The 21,216-nt window shown below is 39.7% G+C and carries 16 protein-coding genes and 1 tRNA gene; 10 read left to right on the top strand and 7 right to left on the bottom strand.

The window, feature by feature from the left end; all coding sequences use genetic code 11:
• Positions 1 to 10: 10 nt before the first annotated feature.
• Positions 11 to 1,330 (bottom strand): MFS transporter, encoded by a 1,320-nt coding sequence (locus AAGR14_RS06610; protein ID WP_342647805.1) that lies wholly within the window; start codon positions 1,328 to 1,330, stop codon positions 11 to 13.
• Positions 1,331 to 1,489: 159 nt separating this feature from the next.
• Between AAGR14_RS06610 and AAGR14_RS06605 the strand changes: the two genes are divergently transcribed.
• On the top strand, positions 1,490 to 1,930 hold the full coding sequence (locus tag AAGR14_RS06605) for a response regulator (protein WP_342647804.1): 441 nt from the start codon (positions 1,490 to 1,492) through the stop codon (positions 1,928 to 1,930).
• 102 nt (positions 1,931 to 2,032) lie between these two features.
• On the opposite strand, the gene AAGR14_RS06600 is transcribed toward AAGR14_RS06605, so the two are convergent.
• The 3 genes from AAGR14_RS06600 to AAGR14_RS06590 all read right to left on the bottom strand — a co-directional run bounded on the left by AAGR14_RS06600 (position 2,033) and on the right by AAGR14_RS06590 (position 4,770).
• Positions 2,033 to 2,962 carry a hypothetical protein gene (locus AAGR14_RS06600; RefSeq protein WP_342647803.1) on the bottom strand — a complete coding sequence of 310 codons (930 nt, stop codon included), beginning with the start codon at positions 2,960 to 2,962 and terminating at the stop codon, positions 2,033 to 2,035.
• Positions 2,963 to 3,181: 219 nt separating this feature from the next.
• Positions 3,182 to 3,263 (bottom strand) — tRNA-Leu (locus AAGR14_RS06595).
• Positions 3,264 to 3,372: 109 nt separating this feature from the next.
• Positions 3,373 to 4,770: an undecaprenyl-phosphate glucose phosphotransferase gene (locus AAGR14_RS06590; protein ID WP_342647802.1), complete on the bottom strand. Its 1,398-nt coding sequence runs from the start codon at positions 4,768 to 4,770 to the stop codon at positions 3,373 to 3,375.
• Between the two features lie 366 nt (positions 4,771 to 5,136).
• Between AAGR14_RS06590 and AAGR14_RS06585 the strand changes: the two genes are divergently transcribed.
• The 6 genes from AAGR14_RS06585 to AAGR14_RS06560 all read left to right on the top strand — a co-directional run bounded on the left by AAGR14_RS06585 (position 5,137) and on the right by AAGR14_RS06560 (position 12,332).
• Entirely contained in the window at positions 5,137 to 6,840 is a 1,704-nt protein-coding gene (locus tag AAGR14_RS06585) for a gliding motility protein RemB (protein ID WP_342647801.1), read from the top strand.
• Positions 6,841 to 6,949: 109 nt separating this feature from the next.
• Positions 6,950 to 8,149 (top strand): oligosaccharide flippase family protein, encoded by a 1,200-nt coding sequence (locus AAGR14_RS06580; RefSeq protein ID WP_342647800.1) that lies wholly within the window; start codon positions 6,950 to 6,952, stop codon positions 8,147 to 8,149.
• Complete coding sequence (locus tag AAGR14_RS06575) at positions 8,142 to 9,083, top strand: glycosyltransferase family 2 protein (RefSeq protein WP_342647799.1); 942 nt, start codon at positions 8,142 to 8,144, stop codon at positions 9,081 to 9,083. Before AAGR14_RS06580 ends, AAGR14_RS06575 begins: the two co-directional genes overlap by 8 nt.
• Before the next feature lie 9 nt (positions 9,084 to 9,092).
• Positions 9,093 to 10,484, top strand: coding sequence for a hypothetical protein (locus AAGR14_RS06570; protein WP_342647798.1), 1,392 nt, complete (start codon positions 9,093 to 9,095; stop codon positions 10,482 to 10,484).
• Complete coding sequence (locus tag AAGR14_RS06565; protein ID WP_342647797.1) at positions 10,474 to 11,169, top strand: acyltransferase; 696 nt, start codon at positions 10,474 to 10,476, stop codon at positions 11,167 to 11,169. The genes AAGR14_RS06570 and AAGR14_RS06565 overlap by 11 nt, the downstream gene beginning before the upstream one ends.
• Before the next feature lie 8 nt (positions 11,170 to 11,177).
• A complete protein-coding gene (locus AAGR14_RS06560; protein WP_342647796.1) occupies positions 11,178 to 12,332 on the top strand; it encodes a glycosyltransferase family 1 protein in 1,155 nt (384 codons plus the stop codon).
• Here the strand turns inward: AAGR14_RS06560 and AAGR14_RS06555 are convergent.
• Positions 12,319 to 13,422 (bottom strand): glycosyltransferase family 4 protein, encoded by a 1,104-nt coding sequence (locus AAGR14_RS06555; protein WP_342647795.1) that lies wholly within the window; start codon positions 13,420 to 13,422, stop codon positions 12,319 to 12,321. The genes AAGR14_RS06560 and AAGR14_RS06555 overlap by 14 nt on opposite strands.
• A gap of 14 nt (positions 13,423 to 13,436) precedes the next feature.
• Positions 13,437 to 14,381: an NAD(P)-dependent oxidoreductase gene (locus AAGR14_RS06550; protein WP_342647794.1), complete on the bottom strand. Its 945-nt coding sequence runs from the start codon at positions 14,379 to 14,381 to the stop codon at positions 13,437 to 13,439.
• A gap of 320 nt (positions 14,382 to 14,701) precedes the next feature.
• On the opposite strand from AAGR14_RS06550, the gene AAGR14_RS06545 reads away from it, so the two are divergent.
• The 3 genes from AAGR14_RS06545 to AAGR14_RS06535 all read left to right on the top strand — a co-directional run bounded on the left by AAGR14_RS06545 (position 14,702) and on the right by AAGR14_RS06535 (position 19,475).
• On the top strand, positions 14,702 to 15,934 hold the full coding sequence (locus tag AAGR14_RS06545) for a glycosyltransferase family 4 protein (RefSeq protein ID WP_342647793.1): 1,233 nt from the start codon (positions 14,702 to 14,704) through the stop codon (positions 15,932 to 15,934).
• A gap of 211 nt (positions 15,935 to 16,145) precedes the next feature.
• Positions 16,146 to 18,404, top strand: a complete 2,259-nt coding sequence (locus tag AAGR14_RS06540; RefSeq protein WP_342647792.1) for an SLBB domain-containing protein — start codon at positions 16,146 to 16,148, stop codon at positions 18,402 to 18,404.
• 3 nt (positions 18,405 to 18,407) lie between these two features.
• Positions 18,408 to 19,475 carry a hypothetical protein gene (locus AAGR14_RS06535; protein ID WP_342647791.1) on the top strand — a complete coding sequence of 356 codons (1,068 nt, stop codon included), beginning with the start codon at positions 18,408 to 18,410 and terminating at the stop codon, positions 19,473 to 19,475.
• Here the strand turns inward: AAGR14_RS06535 and AAGR14_RS06530 are convergent.
• Positions 19,472 to 21,181, bottom strand: a complete 1,710-nt coding sequence (locus AAGR14_RS06530; RefSeq protein ID WP_342647790.1) for a capsule assembly Wzi family protein — start codon at positions 21,179 to 21,181, stop codon at positions 19,472 to 19,474. The two genes, AAGR14_RS06535 and AAGR14_RS06530, sit on opposite strands and share 4 nt — an antisense overlap.
• Between the last annotated feature and the right edge of the window lie 35 nt (positions 21,182 to 21,216).

Here is a 21,216-nt window from a genome sequence, read left to right as displayed (position 1 = left end):
AAACAATGGTTTACTGCATCTCTGTATGCAGACTTCCTCTTTGCTTTTGCGCAGTAAGCACAAAAAACAGCAATAACAATCCGGCTAAAAAAAATATGGTTAGCACTAAGGTCGAATTGCGCATACTATGCGTTAACGATTCGACGATGCCAAATGTAAACAATCCGATAACAATAGCCAGCTTTTCGGTTACATCATAAAAGCTAAAAAATGCGGCAGTATCTGTAATATCCTCGGGTAAAAATTTAGAATAAGTTGACCGGGACAATGATTGTATGCCTCCCATTACTAAGCCAACTACAGCCGCCAGTGCATAAAACTGGATGGACGTCTGAGTAAAATAAGCTGCCACACAAACTCCTATCCAGATCAACACTACAACCATCAATACTTTAATATTTCCATAAATGGACGAAAGCCTTGACATTAACGCCGCACCGGCAATAGCCACTAATTGGATAATCAATATCGTGGCTATTAAACTTTCGGCAGGCATACGCAATTCTTTGGCCGCAAAGCCGGTAGCCACCAGCATCACGGTTTGTACACCCATCGAGTAAAAAAAGAAAGCACTCAGATAACGCTTTAAAACAGGCATGTGGCTTATCTGACGCCAAACATGGCCTAATTCTTTAAACCCACCGCTAATAACGTTATATTGATGATCGACGCTTTTAGGCGTTCCTTTAGGTAATTTTAAAAAAGGTATCTGCGCAAAGCCCAGCCACCAGATGCCTACCAGTAGAAAAGATAAACGGGGAGCAAAAGTGGCATCGGTAATGCCAAACGTTTTAGGCGACAATACAAACACAAAGCAGATAATTTGAAGTAATACACTGCCTATATAACCATAAGTAAATCCTTTGGCACTTACCGCGTCCTGCTGATCTACCGTGGCTATTTGAGGCAGGTACGAATTATAGAACACCGCACCGCTGCAATAACCAATGGCGGCCAATGCAAAGCAAAACATACTGACGGTTAAAGTATCCAATTTAAAAAAGTACAAGCCACAGCAAGCCAGGCCACCAATCCAGGTGAATAATTGCATGTACGCTTTTTTATTACCCCGGTAATCGGCAATGGAAGTTAGAATAGGCAGTAACAACACTACCACCATATACGCTGTAGCTAATACATAATCAGACAGGGCAGTGTTCACAAACTCATGCCCCAGAAACATTACTTTATCGCCTTGTTCCTGGGTAGTAGTGATGGCGGTATAATAGGCGGGAAATATGGTGGAGGTAATAACCAGGTTGTAGGCTGAGTTAGCCCAGTCGAACATTGCCCAGGCTTTTATAATTTTCGGATTGTTTTTAATGTCCATGCAGTGAGCTAAATTAAACATAATCGTCTATAAATAGCTTGTTGGCCCACCCCGTGGTACAGAAATAAATTTTCCCTGTAACAAAATGAATTTAACGTGCGTTAAACCACTTAATTATATCATAAAGCATTATCGCATAAACGTATAACTTAAATTACCATGTTGCTGCAGGCTTCGTTTACAGATCAAAATGCCTCTCACGCTAAAAGCAGATTAGTGATGATTGATGACAACCCTTTGGAGCATTTAATAATGAAGAGGCTTTGCCAAAGGCTAAAGATTTTTACCGAGGCTAACTACCATTACGACGCCCGTGCTGTATTAAACCAACTACGCCAGGAACAAGCCCATAACCTGCCCGATATTATTTTACTTGACCTGCAAATGCCGGAATTTGACGGCTGGGATTTTTTAGAAGAGTTTAGCCGGATTTACACATCGCTACCCAAAAACATCAAAATTTATATTTTCAGCTCTTCTATCAACCCTGTTGATATTACCCGCTCTGCAACCTATCCCTTTGTTTGCGACTTTATTTCTAAACCCATGAAACAGGAAACGTTGCAACAGCTGTATCAGCAGTTTGATGAAGCTGCTTAAATGAGCTATGATTAGGCAACCCATATCTCAAATTGAAATTTATAGAAAATCTAAATCATTTATTACCAGCAGACATAATCTAATTAACAGAAGCCCGACAGTTTACCCAACAAGCTTACTTTGGTTCATTTTGAGAAATTCAAATATTAACCCATTTAAGTCCTCAATATCTTCTATTAATGCATTCCACTTTGGAGTTTTCTTATCGTAAATTTTAAATAAAACCCTCCGGCGTTCGCTAAGCTCTCGAGGCAATTTTCTACCCGGCCAATATTTCAAGGATGCCTTTAAAATATTAGCTGCTTTAAAAGCCTTTATACTTTGCAAGCTACCTACTGCTTGTTTATAGTAGTTACTTTCAGATGAACTGAAAAATCTTGCTAAGCTATACTTGATTATAATAGTATTAGCGGCATGATACAAGACCGTTTCTACTTGAGAAAGTCGAGTTAAATTTCTTCCAAAATTTGTTTTCCAGTCAAGCTTTTCTAATATCGCCGCAGCAACATCTCCAGTATCAAGTTTTAAAATATCCTGATAGCTGAGATTTATTTTCGACTCACTGGTCCCATACTTTATACCAGCATCATAAAAAAATTTATCCAACAACTCATATTTACCGGCACAATACTTACCGTCATTGATTCTGCCGGGTGATTTAAACCGTCGTTGACAACCAAAACATATTTCAATATATCCAAACACCTTATTTGCCTTATTTAAAAACAAAATACCATTACGGGGTTCATAGCAGTTGGCACCTGGATCCGCAACAATCATATTCAAGTCTTTTACTGGTGTGTAGTTGAGATTGTAGAGCAAACTCGTTAAACTATCCACTTGATATTGATTTAACGTACACTTTTCTAAAAAAGCTTCGTTTCTAACCGGACCTCTTTTTATCGGGAATGGAGCATCTTCCTTAAAAGAGATAAGCATGACTTTAGAGGCTTTATTGAAAGGATACATTTGAAGCCTTTGAGATTTAGTATACCTATTGGCGAATAAACACTCATCATGAATCTCTGCCATCAATTCATCCCTGGGGCCCATCGGAGCCAATAACTCTTGGTTGGAACTTTTTTGAGCATGTGCTGTAATACAAAGCAGCAACGATATGGTGAGAAATATAATTCGCACAATGGCAAGTTTAAAGTCGATCTCTAATATAAAGGTTTTACAGGATTTTATAATGCAAACAAAAAGGCTTTAAAATAAAAAAACCGCTTGAAAAGCGGTTTTTAATGTTTGTGCGGAAGAAGGGACTCGAACCCCCACGCCTCGCGGCGCCAGATCCTAAGTCTGGTGCGGCTACCAATTACGCCACTTCCGCATTAGGATTTTGAGAGGGCAAATATAGTGTTATCTGCTTTATTTTAAAACTAAAATTTTGATTTGACCGGAACTCCTTGTATTTAAATCGATTAAAATTAAACTGCTGTTTAAAATGCGTTTTTATCGCCTTTAAACGTTCCGTAAAATGTCAGGAATATAATCTTCAGGTCGAGTAAAAACGACCAGTTTTCCAGGTACCAAACGTCAGCCTCTACCCTTTGCAGCATATCTTCCGTAGTTTTAGTTTCGCCGCGCAGGCCGTTTACCTGAGCCCAGCCGGTGATGCCCGGCTTTAAAAAGTGACGCACCATAAACTGGTCAATTAGTTTAGAGTATTCTTCGGTATGCTTTAACATATGCGGGCGCGGGCCTACAATGGTCATATTACCTAAAATTACGTTAAAAAACTGCGGCAACTCATCCAGATTGGTACGACGTAAAAACGCGCCGACTTTGGTTTTGCGCACATCATCTTTCGTAGCCTGTTTACTGTCCGAATCATTATTAACGCGCATGCTACGAAACTTAAAGCACTTAAACGGCTCATTATCCCTACCAGAACGTGTTTGCACGAAAAATATAGGGCCAGGCGAACTGGTTTTGATCAATATAGCGAGAATAGGAAACAGCCAACTAAACACAAATAAGATCACGAACAGCGAAAACCCGATATCAAACACCCGTTTAATAAAGCGGTTAAGCATATTCTCCAAAGGCTCAGGCCGGATAGAAATTACAGGTATGTGTCCGAAGTTTTGAACAAAGGTGGGTTTATGCGTATAATAAAACTCCGGAATCAGTTTAAAGCGAATCAGATTTTTATCGGCATCCAGCATCAAACGCTCAATTTTCTCAGCCTCTGTGTTAGGTAGCGTGCAAAAAATCTCGTCAATGCGGTTTTCTTTAACATAAGAGATACATTGGTTAACACCGCCCAAGTATAAGCTTTGCTCAACGCCTACAGCAGTATCATCAAATATGCCTTTGATCAAATAGCCCCTTTCCGGGTTTTGAGTAACAAAGTTGTACAAGTCTTTGCCTATGCGGCCACCGCCTACAATAACGGCCTGCCTAAAATCGGTAAGTAAGGCCCGGTCGCTGCGGCGTATAGCCAAAAATATAAGCTTCCAGGTACCCAGTAAAAAGCCGAATAAAGCCAAGGCATAAAACAAGTACTGGCGCGTAATAAAATAAGCTTTAGTACCGATTATGATAAGTACGGTAAAACAAATTAAGCTTACAAAGAGCAGGTAAGTTTTAAAAACACCCCGGTAAGTTTTAATCGAATCTTTGTTAAGTACATGCTCATACAAACGGGTTACGTTGGCCGATAGCAGCCAGATGAGATTAAATACTAAAACGATGGGTAAATAATTTTTATTGGCAATCCATGCAATGTATGACTTATCTACAATAAGATAAGCTATAATCATGCTCACGTTCAAAATTATATAATCAGCCGAAAGGTTAATTGCTTTTATGAAAGTAGCATATCTGTGACTCATATCAAACTTATGTGCAAAGCCAGCTTAGGCTGGTAAAGTGGTGTGCTAAATTAGTAGTTATATTTGGATTTTAATATTAAAAAATAACAACGGCGTTTACACATTTTTAACTATCGGAAATATTTTACAACCTTAATTAATAATATGAAAAATTTAGCGCAGTAAAAATAAAATCTTATTATTTATAATTACAATAATTTTATAGGCGTTTTACGTTTAATATGTAACCAATGTTATAGTTAGTTACTATTACTCAATGGTTAAAAGTGCCTTGCTAAAACATGTTACAGCTACTTTTGTTAGCTTTTTACTCGTCACAAACAAGATTAACCCGGCTTTGTATATCTTTGGCCGCTCAATTTACCCATGAAAAGATACTTACCTGCACCGTACCACTTTCTGCTTTTGCTTGTATTTGCTATTGTAATAACATTCAACTTTACAGCCCGGGCACAAGTACAGCAGTTACCCTACAGCTACCAGTTTTATCAAAAGTTAAACGATTCTGTATACTCTACCCGTAACCGTTTCCATTCTTCTATCAAACCTTACCGTATAGACGACAGCACGCTGTTCCCTAAGTACGATAAACTGATATATCAATATACAGATACTACAGGTCATCACAGTTGGGTACATCGTAAATTATTTAATGAACACCTGATAGAAGTCAATCATTCAGACTATACATTTTTTGCAGATTACTTGCCTGATTTAGTTATTGGCCGCGATTTTAGTAATTCGCGCACTACCTGGATCAATACTCGTGGTTTCCAATTAGGCGGTACGGTTGGTAAAAATTTCTATTTTTATACCAGTGGTTTTGAAAACCAAGCTGCATTTCCAGATTATTTAAACACTTATATAAATCAAACGGGCATAGTTCCGGGACAAGCTTATGATCGTAACGTAGCAAACGGCTCATTTGGTCGCACTAAAGACTGGTCGTATGTTACGGCATTACTATCCTACACGCCAACCAAGTATTTAAACATTGCTGCCGGATATGATAAAAACTTTATTGGCGACGGTTACCGTTCCATGCTTTTGTCAGATTTTAGTTCGCCGTACAGCTTTTTAAAACTTACGGCCAGCCTGGGTAACGTAAATTACATGGTGATGTGGAGTTACATGCAAGACCCAACAGCACAAAAATTCAGCGTTGAGACCGGCAACCGGAAAAAATGGGGTGTATTCCATTATCTCGACTGGAGCGTGACCAATCGCTTTTCGTTAGGCTTTTTTGATGCTATAATATGGGCCGATGCCGACGACAAAGGCTATAAGCGCGGGTTTGATTTTACTTACGGAAATCCTATTATTTTTTTGCGCCCGCTCGAAGCCAGCAATGGGTCGCCGGATAACGCCTTGATTGGTTTTAATAGTAAATACAAAATTACCGACCACTTAACAGCCTATGGTCAATTTGCACTGGACGAATTTGAAGCTAAAAACTTTTTATCAGGCAAAGGCAGTTCGCGCAATAAAAGCGCGTGGCAGTTAGGCATCAGGGGCGCTGACTTGTTTAACGTTAAACGCCTTAATTATTTGTTCGAGTATAACAGTGCAAGACCTTACACTTACAGCCAAACATCCAGTGTGTTGAACTACGCCCAGCAAAACGAACCACTCGCTCACCCTTGGGGCGCTAACTTTAAAGAGGTAGTTGGTATCCTAAATTACAGCTACAAACGTTTCGATTTTTCGGGCCAGCTTAATTACGGACAATATGGCCTTGATGTTAACGGGCAAAATTGGGGTAAAAACGTATTATTAGATTACCGTACCCAAGCGCGATACACCGGCCCATTCGACCCCAATTTGTTTAACAATGCCTATGCTACTAATGGTAACTTTATAGGCCAAGGTTTGCGTACTAACTTATATTACAGCGAAGCCAAGGTAGCTTATTTGCTCAATCCAAAATACAACCTTCGTATAGAATTAAGCGGCGTGTACCGGCACGAAAGCAATAGCAGCTTTACCGACAACACTAAAATGATCACCATTGGCTTACGCAGCTCTTTCCGTAACGTGTATCAGGATTTAGCGGCTTTTACAACACACTAATAACAACAAACATTACTTAAATTTAAAGCTGTTTCCGTAAGTCGTCTTGAACAAATTTGCTGCTGATATATATAGAAAGACACGAAGTACTGCTATCGTTGCTAATTTTTTGAACTTAGGAGGTATACAAATATCTAACACCCTGTTGTTGGTATTGCTTATACCTATCATTACCCGCCACCTGGGTTTAGAAAAATTTGGCTTAATTATGTTTTCCAGTCGGTTTGCACAGTTGGCCGGCACCGTTGTTAATTATGGCACCAACCAATCTGGAGTGAGAGATGTTGCCACACATGCAAAATTTGAGGACCAATTAAGTAAGGTGTTTTACAATACACTAACCGTTCGTTTCATGGTTTTTTTGCTGGTCATTTTACTTATTGCAGGTTTAAAGCTTTTTCATCTAACCTATTATAACTACCTCCTGCTGTCAATACCGATGATAGCTGCAGAAGTTATAAATCCCTTGTTCTTTTTTATTGGGATGCAGAAGATAAAGATCTTCAATTTAGTGAACTTACTTTCAAATGCGTTATCGCTTATAGTTATTTATATGATTATTAAGCAGCATCAGCATGCCGAATGGGTCAATTTTGCTTTAGGCGCGCTAAGCGTATTCATGTACCTGGCTTTGTGGTTTTACATCAGGCGTACATTTAATATCTCATACTATTCTTCCAAAATAGCAGACTTACAACTTATCAGCAAGGCAAACTTCTATCTCACCGTTAATAACATATCTGTTCACCTTCAGCAGTCTATCATTATTTTTGCACTAACCGAGTGGGGCAACACCATGCTGCTGGGTGCTTACACGCTTTGCGATCGCATCATTGGGCAATGCCGCAATTTACTAATTACCATTTCGAATGCCGTTTATCCTAAAGCAGTTGCTGTTTACAATCAGAATGCTGCTAATTGGCAGGTATATCGCCGTAAAATGAAATATGCGCTTACTGCTATCTTTTTTTTCGGATCCGTTTTGATTTTTTTTCTGGCAGATTTTATTGTCTTCATCCTTTCAAAAGAGCATAATGATATGGCAGCTACATTGCTCAAAATTATGGCTATAGTACCTGTCATTTCCGCATTGAACGTTTTAAATGTGCTTGATCAATTACTAAAAAACAGCAACAAAGCCATTTTTAATATAGCTTTGATACTGCTGGTTCTGTCTTTTATCATTACCTATTCACTGCTTCAGCTTAATCACATCGTACTTACAGGCGCATTTACGGTTGTTATTGAGTTTTGTGCATTATTGATGTATGAGTATATCGTTAACAAAACAGATTTAAAAAATGTATAAAGCGGTTGCTCTTATATTGCTTAACTGGAATACGCCCGAGCATACCACCAATTGCATACGCTCGGTTTTAAAATATTGTAATACCGATATTTTTGATATCATTATTACAGATAATGGATCTACCGACGGCTCTCTGGCTATTTTAAGAGAAACATTTCCTGAACTTATCTACATCGACAATAAAGAAAACCTTGGCTTTGCCGAAGGCAACAATCGTGCATTGCAGCACAGTATAGCCCAAGGTTACACCTATTCGTTGGTGATGAACACCGATACTTTGGTTGACGAAGACATCGTTTCGAAACTAAGTTTTCATTTACAAAAGCATCCGGCAGTAGCAGCGGTGCAGCCTGCCATTTATTGGATGCATAAACCCGATACGATCTGGAACGGTGAGGGACGTTTCAATAAAGTACTGGGTACAACCATATCTGACACCACTACACCTATCCAAGCCGCTACCAATTTGTTTTATGTGGCCGAGTGGCTAACCGGTTGCTGTATGATGCTTAAAAATGAGGCTTTGCAGAAAAGCGGCTTATTCAACAAGCTCTTCTTTTTGTATTACGAAGATGTCGACCTATCCTACCGACTTCGTAAAGAAGGATATGTTTTACATTACCTGCCATCCTGCAAAATGTATCATGAGGCTGGTGTTTCAGCCAAGGTATCTGCCCCTAAAAAAGAAGGTCAGTTAAGCCCTGTTATCCACTATTATATCAGCCGGAACCACTTATGGTTCATCAGGCAGTATGGAGTGCCGGCCTTGCTTCCGGTAAACTTTGTTTATAATGGCCTTTACTATTTTGCTTTATGGGTTTATTTTTTGGTGAGACGACGCAATACAAAAGCAACCTTACTGCTTAAAGGCTTAAGAGAAGGACTTTTTACGCCAAAAGAAGTAATTTGGTCAAAAAATAACTTACACCTGTAGTTGTTGGGCATGTTCATATTTCCGTTAATATTTGTTATTTCTTTTTTTGTTGCGGCAAAAGAAGTGTTTAATGGAAACCGGCAGGGTATACTCATATTTTTTATATTTGGCTTATCGGTTTATACCACCGCCATGTCGGTGTCGTTTATGCTCGGCTTAAAAAGCCTGATCCCAGCTTTTCAGTTTTTTAAAGAAATCATAGTTATCGCGGTTTTTCTGATAGGTATATTTAGCCTAACAACCCGGCCTAAGTTTCATGTTCTGGATTATGCCTTGTTTTTGTTTTTAGTAATAACAGGCGTTTATGCCATTTTACCCATTGGCGAGCAAGGCTTGGTTAACCGTTTAGTTGCGTTAAAAAGCACATCATTTTTTGTTATTGTATACTTTGCAGGCAGATTTATCAATCTTAAAAGCGTTTACATTAACCAATATTTCAGCTACATCGTATTGGTTACTATTGCTGCCGGAGCGGTGCTGTTGGGCGAGGTTGGCATGAATCTGCATTTACAAACCCTAACAGGCTATGCCGATTATAGTTACTACTTTTTCAATTTTGAGCCGAGTGGTCATTTTGGGTTAAGCTGGACATTTGAATCAGAGGGCGGCTATAAACGCTTTGCCAGCTTTTTTGCTAATCCGCTTGAGCATGCCGCAGCTACACTGCTGGCACTGGCCGTTATACTTGCCCTGTATACTGATGATAAAAACCAGTTTAAGTTTAACAATTTAAATTTACTTGCACTGGCGGCAACCCTTTTATCTATTCTGTTTGCAATATCCAGGGCACCGTTGGCCGGTTACGGTTTGATGATTTATGTGTACGCTTTACTCACTAAAAGAAAATTTATCACCCATTCGGTACACACCATATTAGCCTTCGCGGCTTTGTATCTTATTTACTTATTTACCCGCTTTGAGCAAAATAACACAGGCCTTATCGAAGTGGTGATGAATACCGTAGATTTTAGCAACCCATCGAGTGTTGGCCACTTGGTGGAGTGGATACAAGGTGTTATCTCTATGATAAACCATCCGTTTGGTATTGGCTTGGGTACTTCAGGCCGCGTAGGCGGTACATTAGGAGAAAATATAGGCGGCGAAAATCAGTTTATCATTATTGGTGTGCAGGCCGGTGTACAAACATTATTACTGTATCTTTTTATCTACGTTGTTTTTATAAGAACAGGCATCAAATGGTTTAACATTTTAAAGGGTAAGGAAAGAAAATTGTGCATCGCGGTTTTGTTATTTAAAATCGGAATTATGCTGCCTCTGTTTACCTCAGAGGTAGAGTCATCATCATATATATCTTATATGAACTGGTTTTTATCCGGCCTGTTTGTGAGCGTAATTATGCAACCCACCATTAAACCCGTACAAGTAGCTTATGATCATTGAAAAGCTCATACGTAAACTAAAGAACGATCCGGATTATAAATGGGAAAATCCGTATTCGGTCCGTGATTTAATATGCATTACTATAGTACGTTTTACTCAAGCTTTAAGGGGACTATTCCTGAAACCGTTTCTGAAAAGTTCTTCCGGCCTTATTTTTTTAGGCAGCAACACTAAAGTGCGGCATGCCTATCAGTTAAGTGTAGGCAAAAATTTCATTCTCGAAGACAACGTAAGCCTCAATGCATTATCAACCCAAGGTATTCATATTGGCGACCACGTATCTATAGCACGCGATTCGATCATCTTCTGTACAGGTATCGTCTCACAAAAGGGTACGGGTATCACTATTGGGCACCGTACCGGCATTAACGCCCGTGCATATCTGGGTGGCCAGGGCGGTATTATCATCGGTAACGATGTTATTATGGGCCCTAATGTTCAGCTGTTTTCTGAGAATCATAACTTTGACCAACCCGGTATACCTATAAAAAACCAGGGTGTTACCCGACAGCCCGTTATTATTGGTAATGGTTGCTGGATTGGTGCCGGCGCTACAGTATTAGCCGGTGTTGAAATAGGTGATGGTTGTGTTATTGCTGCCGGCAGCGTGGTTACAAAGTCTGTACCGGCAAATATGGTAGTAGCGGGTGTGCCTGCGCGGGTAATTAAAAGCCGGGCAATTTAAAACCAATTATGGCTAAGCGATTAATTATAGGTGTAGATATACGCGACTTACGGGTAGCCAAAACGGGGACTAAAACTTATTTAGAAGAACTTTGCAAAGCATTTAAAGCAGTAGCATCAACTGATGTTGATTTCCGCTTTATTGATTCAACCTTACCCGCTTACTCAGGCACTAACAAATTATTGAAATGGCTTGAGCATATCAATTATCAATTTTGGAAGCAGGTATCGCTGCCCATTAAAGCCTGGTTGGCTCAATGTAATATTGTTTTTTGTACTGATAATTTTGTTCCGCTAATTAAATTGGGGTACAAAACCATACCTGTTTTTCATGATGCCTTCTTTTTTGAGATGCCTGACAATTATGGAAAACTGTGGTTATGGTTATATAAAAAAACAGCTTTACCAGCGGCTCAATCTTCGCCGTTTGTAATTACCCCTACCCATTACGCAAAAAAGCAGATTGCAAGGCACACTACCCTGCCTGAAGAAAAACTGAAAGTAGTTTACGAAGGGCCAAAGTCTTTTTCGGGTTTGCACACTAACTCAGTAAACGAGCAGAGTTTATTAGCTAAATTTTCGCTCCATAAATATGGGTACCTTTTTCATGCCGGTGCTATGTTTAAGCGTAAAAACATTCCATTTTTAATATCGGCCTTTAACGAGGTCATGAACACCGGTAGATACCCCAAGCTAAAACTCGTACTTGCCGGGCAGTTACCTGCCGACAAAAAGGATAGTGATTTTCTATTAGTAACAACTGCAATCAATCAATCACCATATAAAAATCTAATTATATTAACCGGCTATGTGAGCGACAGCGAACTGGCTGAGCTCTATCAAAATGCTTTACTATACGTTTTTCCTTCGTTAAACGAAGGTTTTGGTATACCTATACTGGAGGCGTTTAAAAACCAAGTGCCTGTGTTAGCTGCAAACAACACCAGCCTGCCCGAAGTAGGTGGTGATGCGGTAATGCTTTTTGATCCTTTTGATAGCACTGACCTTACTGATAAAATGATCACCTTAATAAATGAAGATGATTTACGACAGCAGATGATTAGCAAAGGCACAGAACGTTTAAAACATTTTTCGTGGCAAAGGGCTGCCGAAGAGTTAACTGAAATCTTTAAGGCGGCTGTCAAAAAAACTACGAGTTATTAAAAACCTCCACATGCTCATCAGTTACCTTTTCCCAGTTAAAAACGCTTAGCGCACGCTGCTGCGCTTTGGCAGCTAATGCAAGCATCACCTGGTGGTTATCTTCAGCAAAATTTATCTCGCCGGTCAGAGATTCTATATTTCCTTTCGCAAATTTTCGGGCTGTATCTAACACGGCGTACTCATTTTCTTCGATATTACTTACAATCAAAGGCACATTGAGTCCCATTACGGTAAGCACCACAGGCGATAATCCTTCCACGTCAGATGGCTGAATGTAACAATATGAATTCATCATCAATACGTTCACATCATCACCATAAACATAGCCCGGAAAAACTATTTGCCCGTTAGCCATGGCCAGTATTTTATTTTCGTAATCTGATGGGTTAGGCGAGCCGCCTATTAAAACCAACTTGCGCTTTGATTTTGATTGTTTAAAGGCCGGAATGAGATAGTGCAAGCCTTTATCAGGGATGAAGCGACCTACAAAAAGGTAGTAGTCACCGGCTGTTAGCTGTAACCGCTCTAAAACATCGCTATTTTTATTTACAGGGCCAACCTCGCTGCCAAATGGAATAAATTTATAGTGTTTGTTGAACCTGTCTTCAAATAATTTTTTGGCAATCACATTATCGAAAATAACCTCATTAGGTAAGTAAGCTGTAATATAAGCTGATATTTTAAGAAACAACTTGCCGTACCAGGGCCATTTCTCGCGTTTCCAGTCTACGCCGTCCTGACTGATGAATACCTTTTTGCCGAACAAGCGTAAAGGTAACGCCCAAATGCTGTTACCGCCGTTTTGTATATGTACAACGTCAGCAGTATTATTGAATATAATGTCTAAAGTGCACCGGAAAGAGTGCCATAAAGTATCAAATCCTTTAAGTTTGAGGGTTTTAAAAGTTTTGATCTTTACGCCCTGATATTCAATGACGTCTACAAAATTATCTGTATAACGCCTGTTGTAGGCCGTTACCTGATGGCCTCTTTTAACCAGTCTCGGAAATAGTTCGAGAGCAAATTTATCAGCACCTGCGGCACCCTTTGCCGGGGGTATAGATCTGAAACCGAAAGCAGCAATACGCATGTGGAAGTTAAAAATTACAATACGCCTATATTGTCGTTTTTAACTACAAACAAAGTTTTTTCTAAATATTCGGCGTAGTAATCATTAACGTATTCGCGCAGGGCAACTTGCCATTCACGCATCATGTTAATGTTTCTTAACTCCAGCTTTCTGTTAATTAAACGCTCTGATGGTGGCCGGGGTGCAAAATAAGTATCTTCAAAATACCCGGATGAAACCTCATGAAACTTTACTTCGTCTTCCAGGCCTAATATCTTGATCAGTTCCTGGGCAACTTCCAGTCTGCTGGTTTCACCATTACAAACCATGTTGTAAAGGCCCCAGTATTGTTTCTCTAAAAGGAGCTTAACATTCTTAGCAAAATCTACAGTAAATGTTGGCGTGCCATCCTTGTCGTTTACAATATGCAGATCGCGCTTACCGCTGGCCAGTTGTTTAATAAGTTTATTAATAAACTTTTTGTCTTTACGTGGGCCGCCACCCATCATCCAACCGGCGCGGCAAACAATAAAGCGTTTACAATTATCGCGCACGTAACGTTCGCCCATATACTTTGAGCGTGCATAATGACCAAGTGGATTAGGTTCATCCCAGTCATCATAAAAATCTTTTTTGCCATCAAAAATGCCTGCCGTACTAATATACAACAACGGGATGTTCAGTTCGTTGGCTATAAGCACAGCGTTCTCTACCGAAGTGGTATTGGTAAGGTAGGTATCATCCACATTTTTTTCGCAGTATTCCAGATCGGTATGAGCACCTAAATGAAACAGATAGTCGGGCTTAAACTCATCTACCTGTTTTTTGTAATCATCAAAATTGCGAAAATCAAGAAAATCTAACCAGCTCTCATTTACATCTTTATCCGTGCATTTAATAGTATAGTCGTTTTTAAATATGCGGTAAAACGCTTCTCCAAGCATTCCGCCCGCACCAGCAATGTAGATTTTCTTTTTCATGTAGACGTATTAGCCATATTAGTAAACAGTATGTATGGCTGCCGAATTTATCAGTAGACGCTATTCGACCTTAAATTTAACCTTCGACCCAAAGTTAATTTTTTCGTGAGTTAACACAAAACATTTAACGTAAGCAAAGCCAACTTCTTTTAAATATGCCCAAAAAACAGGGTAATTTAGAGATCAGACACAGCAAAACAATACAAATCGACAAATAAGTTTATTCCAAATGAAATACATCAGAAACAAACATTTGTTTGCAGTAAATTAGCCGGTTCAACGGCAATCAAGGTTCTGTTGGCTTAAAACTTAAGTTGTTGATGAATATCCTGGTTATAAATTGGACATGGTATCCGAGCGGTGGTGACTGGACTTATGTAGAGCATGTTTCTCAATTATACCGTGATTACGGGCATGAGGTTATACCGTTTTCGATGAAGGATGAGCGCAATTATGCATCAAAATATTCGGAATTTTTTATTGAAAATATTGATTACAAAAAACTAAACAAACGCAGCCTGAATGCTGGTATAAAAGTAGTTAGCAAAAGCATTTACTCGGTAGAAGCACAAAAAAAACTGGAAGCATTGCTTGCAGTAACCAATATTGATTTTGCACATATCAACGTTATTCACCACTATATTACTCCTGCTATACTCAAAACCTTAAAAGCACACAACATTCCTATCATCTGGACATTGCATGAGTACACTCCTATTTGCCCGGAAAGTACCTTTATAAGCCACGGCAAAATTTGCGAAAAATGCTTTGGCGGAGCTTTTTATAATTGTATCACTCACCGGTGTAAAAAAGGTTCTGTTTTAGCCAGCACTGTGGCAGCATTAGAGAATTATGCACATAGAGCCCTAAATTATTATGCGTATGTAGAACATTATGTATGCCCGTCAAAGTTTTTATATCAGAAATTTAAAGATTTTAATTTTTTCCCTGAAAAACTGATACAACTCTACCACGGTTATGATTATCAAGAGATTGATAAAGCCCGTTTAAAGCACGATGCTACTCATGAAAAATACATTGTGTTTACCGGCCGGCTCGAAAGAATTAAGGGTGCACACACCGTAATGCAAGCCATGAAACTGAACCCTGACATCAATTTAAAAATTATTGGATCGGGAACACAGGAAGGTGACTTAAAGGCCTATCAGCAAGAAAATAAATTAAACAACGTTACCTTTTTAGGCAAGCTGAGCAAAGAGCAAACGCTTCAAACAATCAACAACGCTCAGTTTGCGATATGCGCATCAGAATGGTACGAGGTGTTAGGATTTACAGTGGTTGAAGCAATGGCTTTAAGCAAGCCGGTTATTGGCTCAAATATAGGTGCCATACCAGAAATGGTGATTGATGGAGAAACAGGCTTACTGTTTGAACCTGGTAATGCCATACAATTAGCCCAAAAGATAAAGCTTTTGGCCAACGATGATGAGCGCGTTAATGAAATGGGATTAAAAGCCCACAAGCATATTATTCAGTTGATAAATGATGACAATCATTATCGCGGCTTAAAAAAGTTAATGCCGAAACTTTAATCAGTAGTAGTTAAGCATGCAAAAATTAGCACTGTGTAATCAAACACTTTTCAGCTAAGGCGGGCTTAGGCTAACACCAATTTAATCTTTTATATTTGCACCTTAAAGTTAAGTTAACAACTACCTGTACATGCGTATTTCTTTTCGCTTATTTATTGTTTTTTTCATACTCAGTATCTTTTTTAAACAAGCTTCTGCGCAACAGTTCTCGATGAACGATTTAAAAAATGCGCAAGTGAGTCAGGCAAGTGATGAGCAAATAATTCAGGCCTGGAAAAAAATACAGGATGCTGGAATATCAGAGCAAGATGCCTATAAAATATTACAACAAAAAGGCATGCCTGCTTCTGAAGTAGAGGCTCTTAAAAACAGAATCACGCTGCTTGGACTGAATAAAAAAAGCACAGGTAAGAGCAGTACAGGTACTGAAGCTCAAAAAATTGATTTTACCCGGCCGGTAATCGACTCCATGAGCAAGCCGCAAGCAGTGGCTAAACAACCCGAAAAAATATCGCCTCCACAATTAACCATTTACGGAACTGAGTTTTTTAATCAAACCAGCATCAAATTTGAACCCAATTTTTCGGGTGCAACACCTAAAGGATATATACTTGGTCCGGGCGATGAAGTTATTGTATTAGTAACGGGTTTAAATGAAACCAGTGTACGTTCTAAAATATCACCAGACGGTAACTTACAGATACCTTACGCCGGTGTAATTTACGTAAACGGCTTTAGTATTGAGCAAGCAACTTCTATCATCCGAAGCCGACTGACAAAAATATATCCTGCCTTAAATTCGGGGCAAACCCAGCTTACCGTCAATTTAGGTACTACCAGAAGCATCCGGATTACAATTACCGGCGAGGTTAAAACTCCGGGCTCTTACACCCTATCTTCATTGGCAACAGTTTACAATGCGCTTTATAACTCCGGCGGCCCTACCAATAATGGGTCATTACGTAATATTGAGTTAATCAGAGCTAATCGTGTATACCGTACCATAGACTTTTACAGTTTTTTACAGCGGGGTTTGTTAGATGGCAACATCCGGCTGGAAGATCAGGATGTGATCCGCATCCCTGTTTACCGCAAGCGGGTAAGTATTAACGGCGAAGTTAAACGCCCGGCTATTTACGAGCTTAAAGACAATGAAACGTTAGAAAATCTAATTGCCTATGCCGGTGGCTATACTGATGTAGCCTACAAAGGCACTGCTAAGGTTGATCAGATTAACACCTTAGAGCGCGAAGTAAAAGATGTACCCTCTAACTTATTTGGCAATTACATTCCGCGTAATGGCGATATCATTCAAATTGGTGCTATAACCAACCGTTATACCAATCGTATTACACTTGAAGGATCGGTTTACCGCCCTGGCACATATGAACTGTCAGTAGGTTTTACGTTGGCTCAACTCCTTAAAAACGCTCAGGGTTTAAAGCCCGAAGCGTATATGGAGCGTGGTTACATCAAAAGAACATTGCCTAACCTGCAGCGTGACTTTATATCTTTTAAGCCGACGGATATCATTAACGGCCGTAATGATATTCCGCTGCTGCGCGAAGATTCTGTAGTTATTCTTGATCAAAATATCTTTATCTCTAATCAAAAAATTACCGTAAACGGCTTTGTACGTAAGCCTGCTACATTTACATACCGTAAAGGATTAAAACTGGCAGATGCAATTGCCATGTCGGGCGGGTTTGATGATGAGGCAGCCGATCACCACGTTGAAGTGTCCAGAATCATCAAAAACGAGTCTGACAGTGTGGCTAACCAGTTAGTCCAAACCTTTGTGGTTGATATGGACAATCCTGCTGCGCAACGGGATGTTGAGCTGCAACCAATGGATTACATTTACGTGCCCCGATTGGTAAACTACCGCTCGTTAGGGAATGTAAGTGTTAAAGGAGAGGTAGTATTTCCGGGCGATTATGCGGTGCAGAAGCGTGACGAAACGGCGATCGAGTTTTTAGAGCGTGCAGGAGGTATCACCCCTTACGGCTCTTTAGAAAACGCTCAGGTTTATCGTAAAGGTGTACGTGTAAATTTAAACTTAACTACGACACACCCGACAGCAGCAGAAAAAAGAGATTTAATTTTACTGCCTGGAGATAGCGTATACATCCCGCGCGTAATATCCTATGTTGAAGTTTCGGGAGCCGTAAATAATCCGCAGTACGTAAGTTTTAGTGGCCACCGTTTTAAATACTATATCAACGCGGCAGCCGGTGTTACCCAAAACGCACGTTTAAGAGGAGCTTACATTAAGTACCCCAACGGACTAAATCAGCCGGTAAAGCGCTTTTTATTCTTCAGGAACTATCCTAAAGTATTACCTGGCAGCAAGATCATTGTTCCGGAAAAAACGCCTGACAATCGCTTTAAAATCAATTTTGGCGATCTTGCCGGAATTTCAACTGCAATTACTGCATTAATTGGATTAGTTAGCATTTTACGAAGATAATTTATGCAGCAGCCGGATAACAACACGACCTATCCTTACGAGCCGGAATTTTCGGTAAATAAACTTTTTAAAGATCGCTGGGTAGATCTCAAATACGTATTAAGCTTTAAAAAAAGCCTGTTTGCTGTGCTGATTGCAGGCGGACTGCTGGGCGCTGTCACTGCTTGGCTATGGACACCCTCGTATACCGCCCGGCTCACTTTCATTATTGATGAATCAAAATCAGGCGGAAGCAGCGGCATATCAGCGTTAGCCGGCCAGTTTGGCTTTAACTTAGACGCCTTGGGCGGCGCCAGCGGCGTATTAGCCGGAGATAACGTTCAGGAACTGGTAAAGAGTCATGCATTGATAAAGGCAACTTTATTAAGCAGTTACGATGGCACTCAAACTCTGGCAGATAAGTACGCTGCCATAAACAAGTTGAATAAAAAATGGCTAAAATATAGCCGTGATGGTAAGATTATCAGGTTTCCGTTTAACGGAAAGGGCAATACCCGACTTCAGGACAGCCTATTACACGAAATGACTACCTTAATTTTGAACAGTGATTTTGGCGTAACTAAAAAGGATAAAAAGCTGGACTTTTTTGAGATCAACACTACCATGAAGGATGAGAGGTTGGCTTTGCTGTTTTGCGAACGTATTTTAAAGCAAGCTACAGACTTTTTTATCAAAACTAAAACCCAGCGTGTACGCACTAATGTAATGCGTTTACAGCACCGTGCTGATAGTATTGGGGCACTATTAAACAGAAAGACGTATAGCTTATCTGCAGCTAATCAAAGCTTGCTTAACCTTAATCCGGCTTACACTACCGCAAACGCAGGGGTAGAAGTACGCGAACGTGATAAGATTGTCCTCACAACCGTATTTACGGAAACTATCAAAAATCTGGAATCAAGCAAGGCAATGCTATCACAAGAAACGCCTACCGTTCAAATTGTAGACGAACCGGAACTACCTTTAAAAAAGAATAGATTAAAATACTCAGTTAGTATAATTGCCGGTGTTATTCTTTCTTTTTTACTGTTTGGATCTTTTATATTGATTACCCGAAGCAAACAGGATTAAAACCTGTAAGTTATTCCTAACTGGCCAAATAAGTTAAACACATCATTGTTAGGTACGTAGTAAGTACTTTGCGGATTGTAATCTTTTAATATCCATTGATAATTAAGAGATCTGATCCCTTTTATCTGAGCATTAAATATGAAGTTACCATAGTCCCACGAACCTTGTAATCCTAAAGCAAAGTCGACCCATTTACGGCTATTGTTATTAATAGGCGGGAAAGACTGATTGAAATAATCTACATCATGTTCATAACGCTCAAAGTTTAACCCAAGCTTTTTTAAACCTGATACCCAGCTAATCTCTGCAGATTGAATATTACCTCCGGATCCAATGCCGGCTCCTAACACCTGACCTTGATGAGTGTGTCCTTCTGTAAGCTGATAATTTAAGTACCATAAGCCCGTTTCTCTGATGGTAGCATCAATTTGTTGAGACAGTTGAGTTACTTCTGCACCAAATAATATATTTTGATTTTTAGCGCTATTTAGCGGCAAAAATTTACGCAGTCCGAATACATAAGCCCGGGAATGATCAGGAGAGCCTATAAAGTCTCTATAATTATAAGAGTTATCTTCTAAACCATATTCAAAATAGACTTCTGCCTGGGCCTTGGTGAACAGCCATCTCGCATAGACTGACGTAATCTGATCTCGCGGAAAAGGATCTCCAATGTTGTTTGTAGTTTTCTTTTGGTAAGATGTAAAGAAAGGGAAATAGGCCTTAAAACCGTTAGCTTTTACATCATCACTATATGCGTTAAATGATCGTATTAGTCCTAAGGTTAATCCCGGTACCCAGCGCGGGTGATAATTTATATTAACCCCTGTAAAATAGCGCCAATCGTTGCGTCTTCCGATTGGTAAATAATCATTATCAGCTATGTTGTTTTTCAATAGAGCTGGATAACCTGAAGCTTCAAGTTTACCGGCTATCAGTTGCCCTTCAAAACCTCCGATTGGTGTTTCTATCGGACGTGTAGTGTTTAATGTTAAGTGTTTAAACCCGGGTGCATTGTTGGTTAACACCAAAGCGTTTTGTATGCCTGGCCCCCACCAAATATTTTCGTTAGATACTCCTATAGATATTGGATCGAATGTAAGCCTTACACTGCTTTGCCCCAAAAATGCCTTGCGATAAACATCGTTACCGAAACGCTCCGGTTGATCAACTAAGTTATGGAACGAAAAATATTGTTGTATATCCTGACCGTTATGGCCCGAAGCAAATCCGTCGAAGCTTTTGTTTTGTGCATAAACCAGTTCTGGCCTAAGCTGAACGCTTAACGGCCCTATCCTAACGAAGATACCTCCGCTAACCATAGCTTGGTAGCCTCTTGCCGGAATCATTGCTCCGTCGTTCCAGCCGTACGGATGGTGGCTATTATATTGTTGCCCTACGGTAAGCGGCAAAATTTGAAACAAGCCATATTTACCAGCAAAAGATATTGGACCAAGATATGATCCCTTACGGGTTAAACTGCTATCAGGCTCAAATACATCGTGCAATTTGCTTTTACTATTGGGAAACAATGGCCGGATACTGAAAGACAAATTAGAATCAACCTTACCCAAAAGCTGCGCCTGCCGGTAATAATCTTCAATAACAGATGTGCCCACAGGTAAACTTTGCGCATTCAAATTTAAATGCGAGCCCAACACGCAAGCAGATAAACCAGATAGAACCCTTTTATATATCTTTTTCACAGATAACTTGCTTAAAATTCAGCTCCTTTGTTAAA

The sequence above is a fragment of the Mucilaginibacter sp. CSA2-8R genome, assembly GCF_038806765.1.
Taxonomy (GTDB): domain Bacteria; phylum Bacteroidota; class Bacteroidia; order Sphingobacteriales; family Sphingobacteriaceae; genus Mucilaginibacter.
This window is presented reverse-complemented; position numbering and strand designations above follow the sequence as displayed.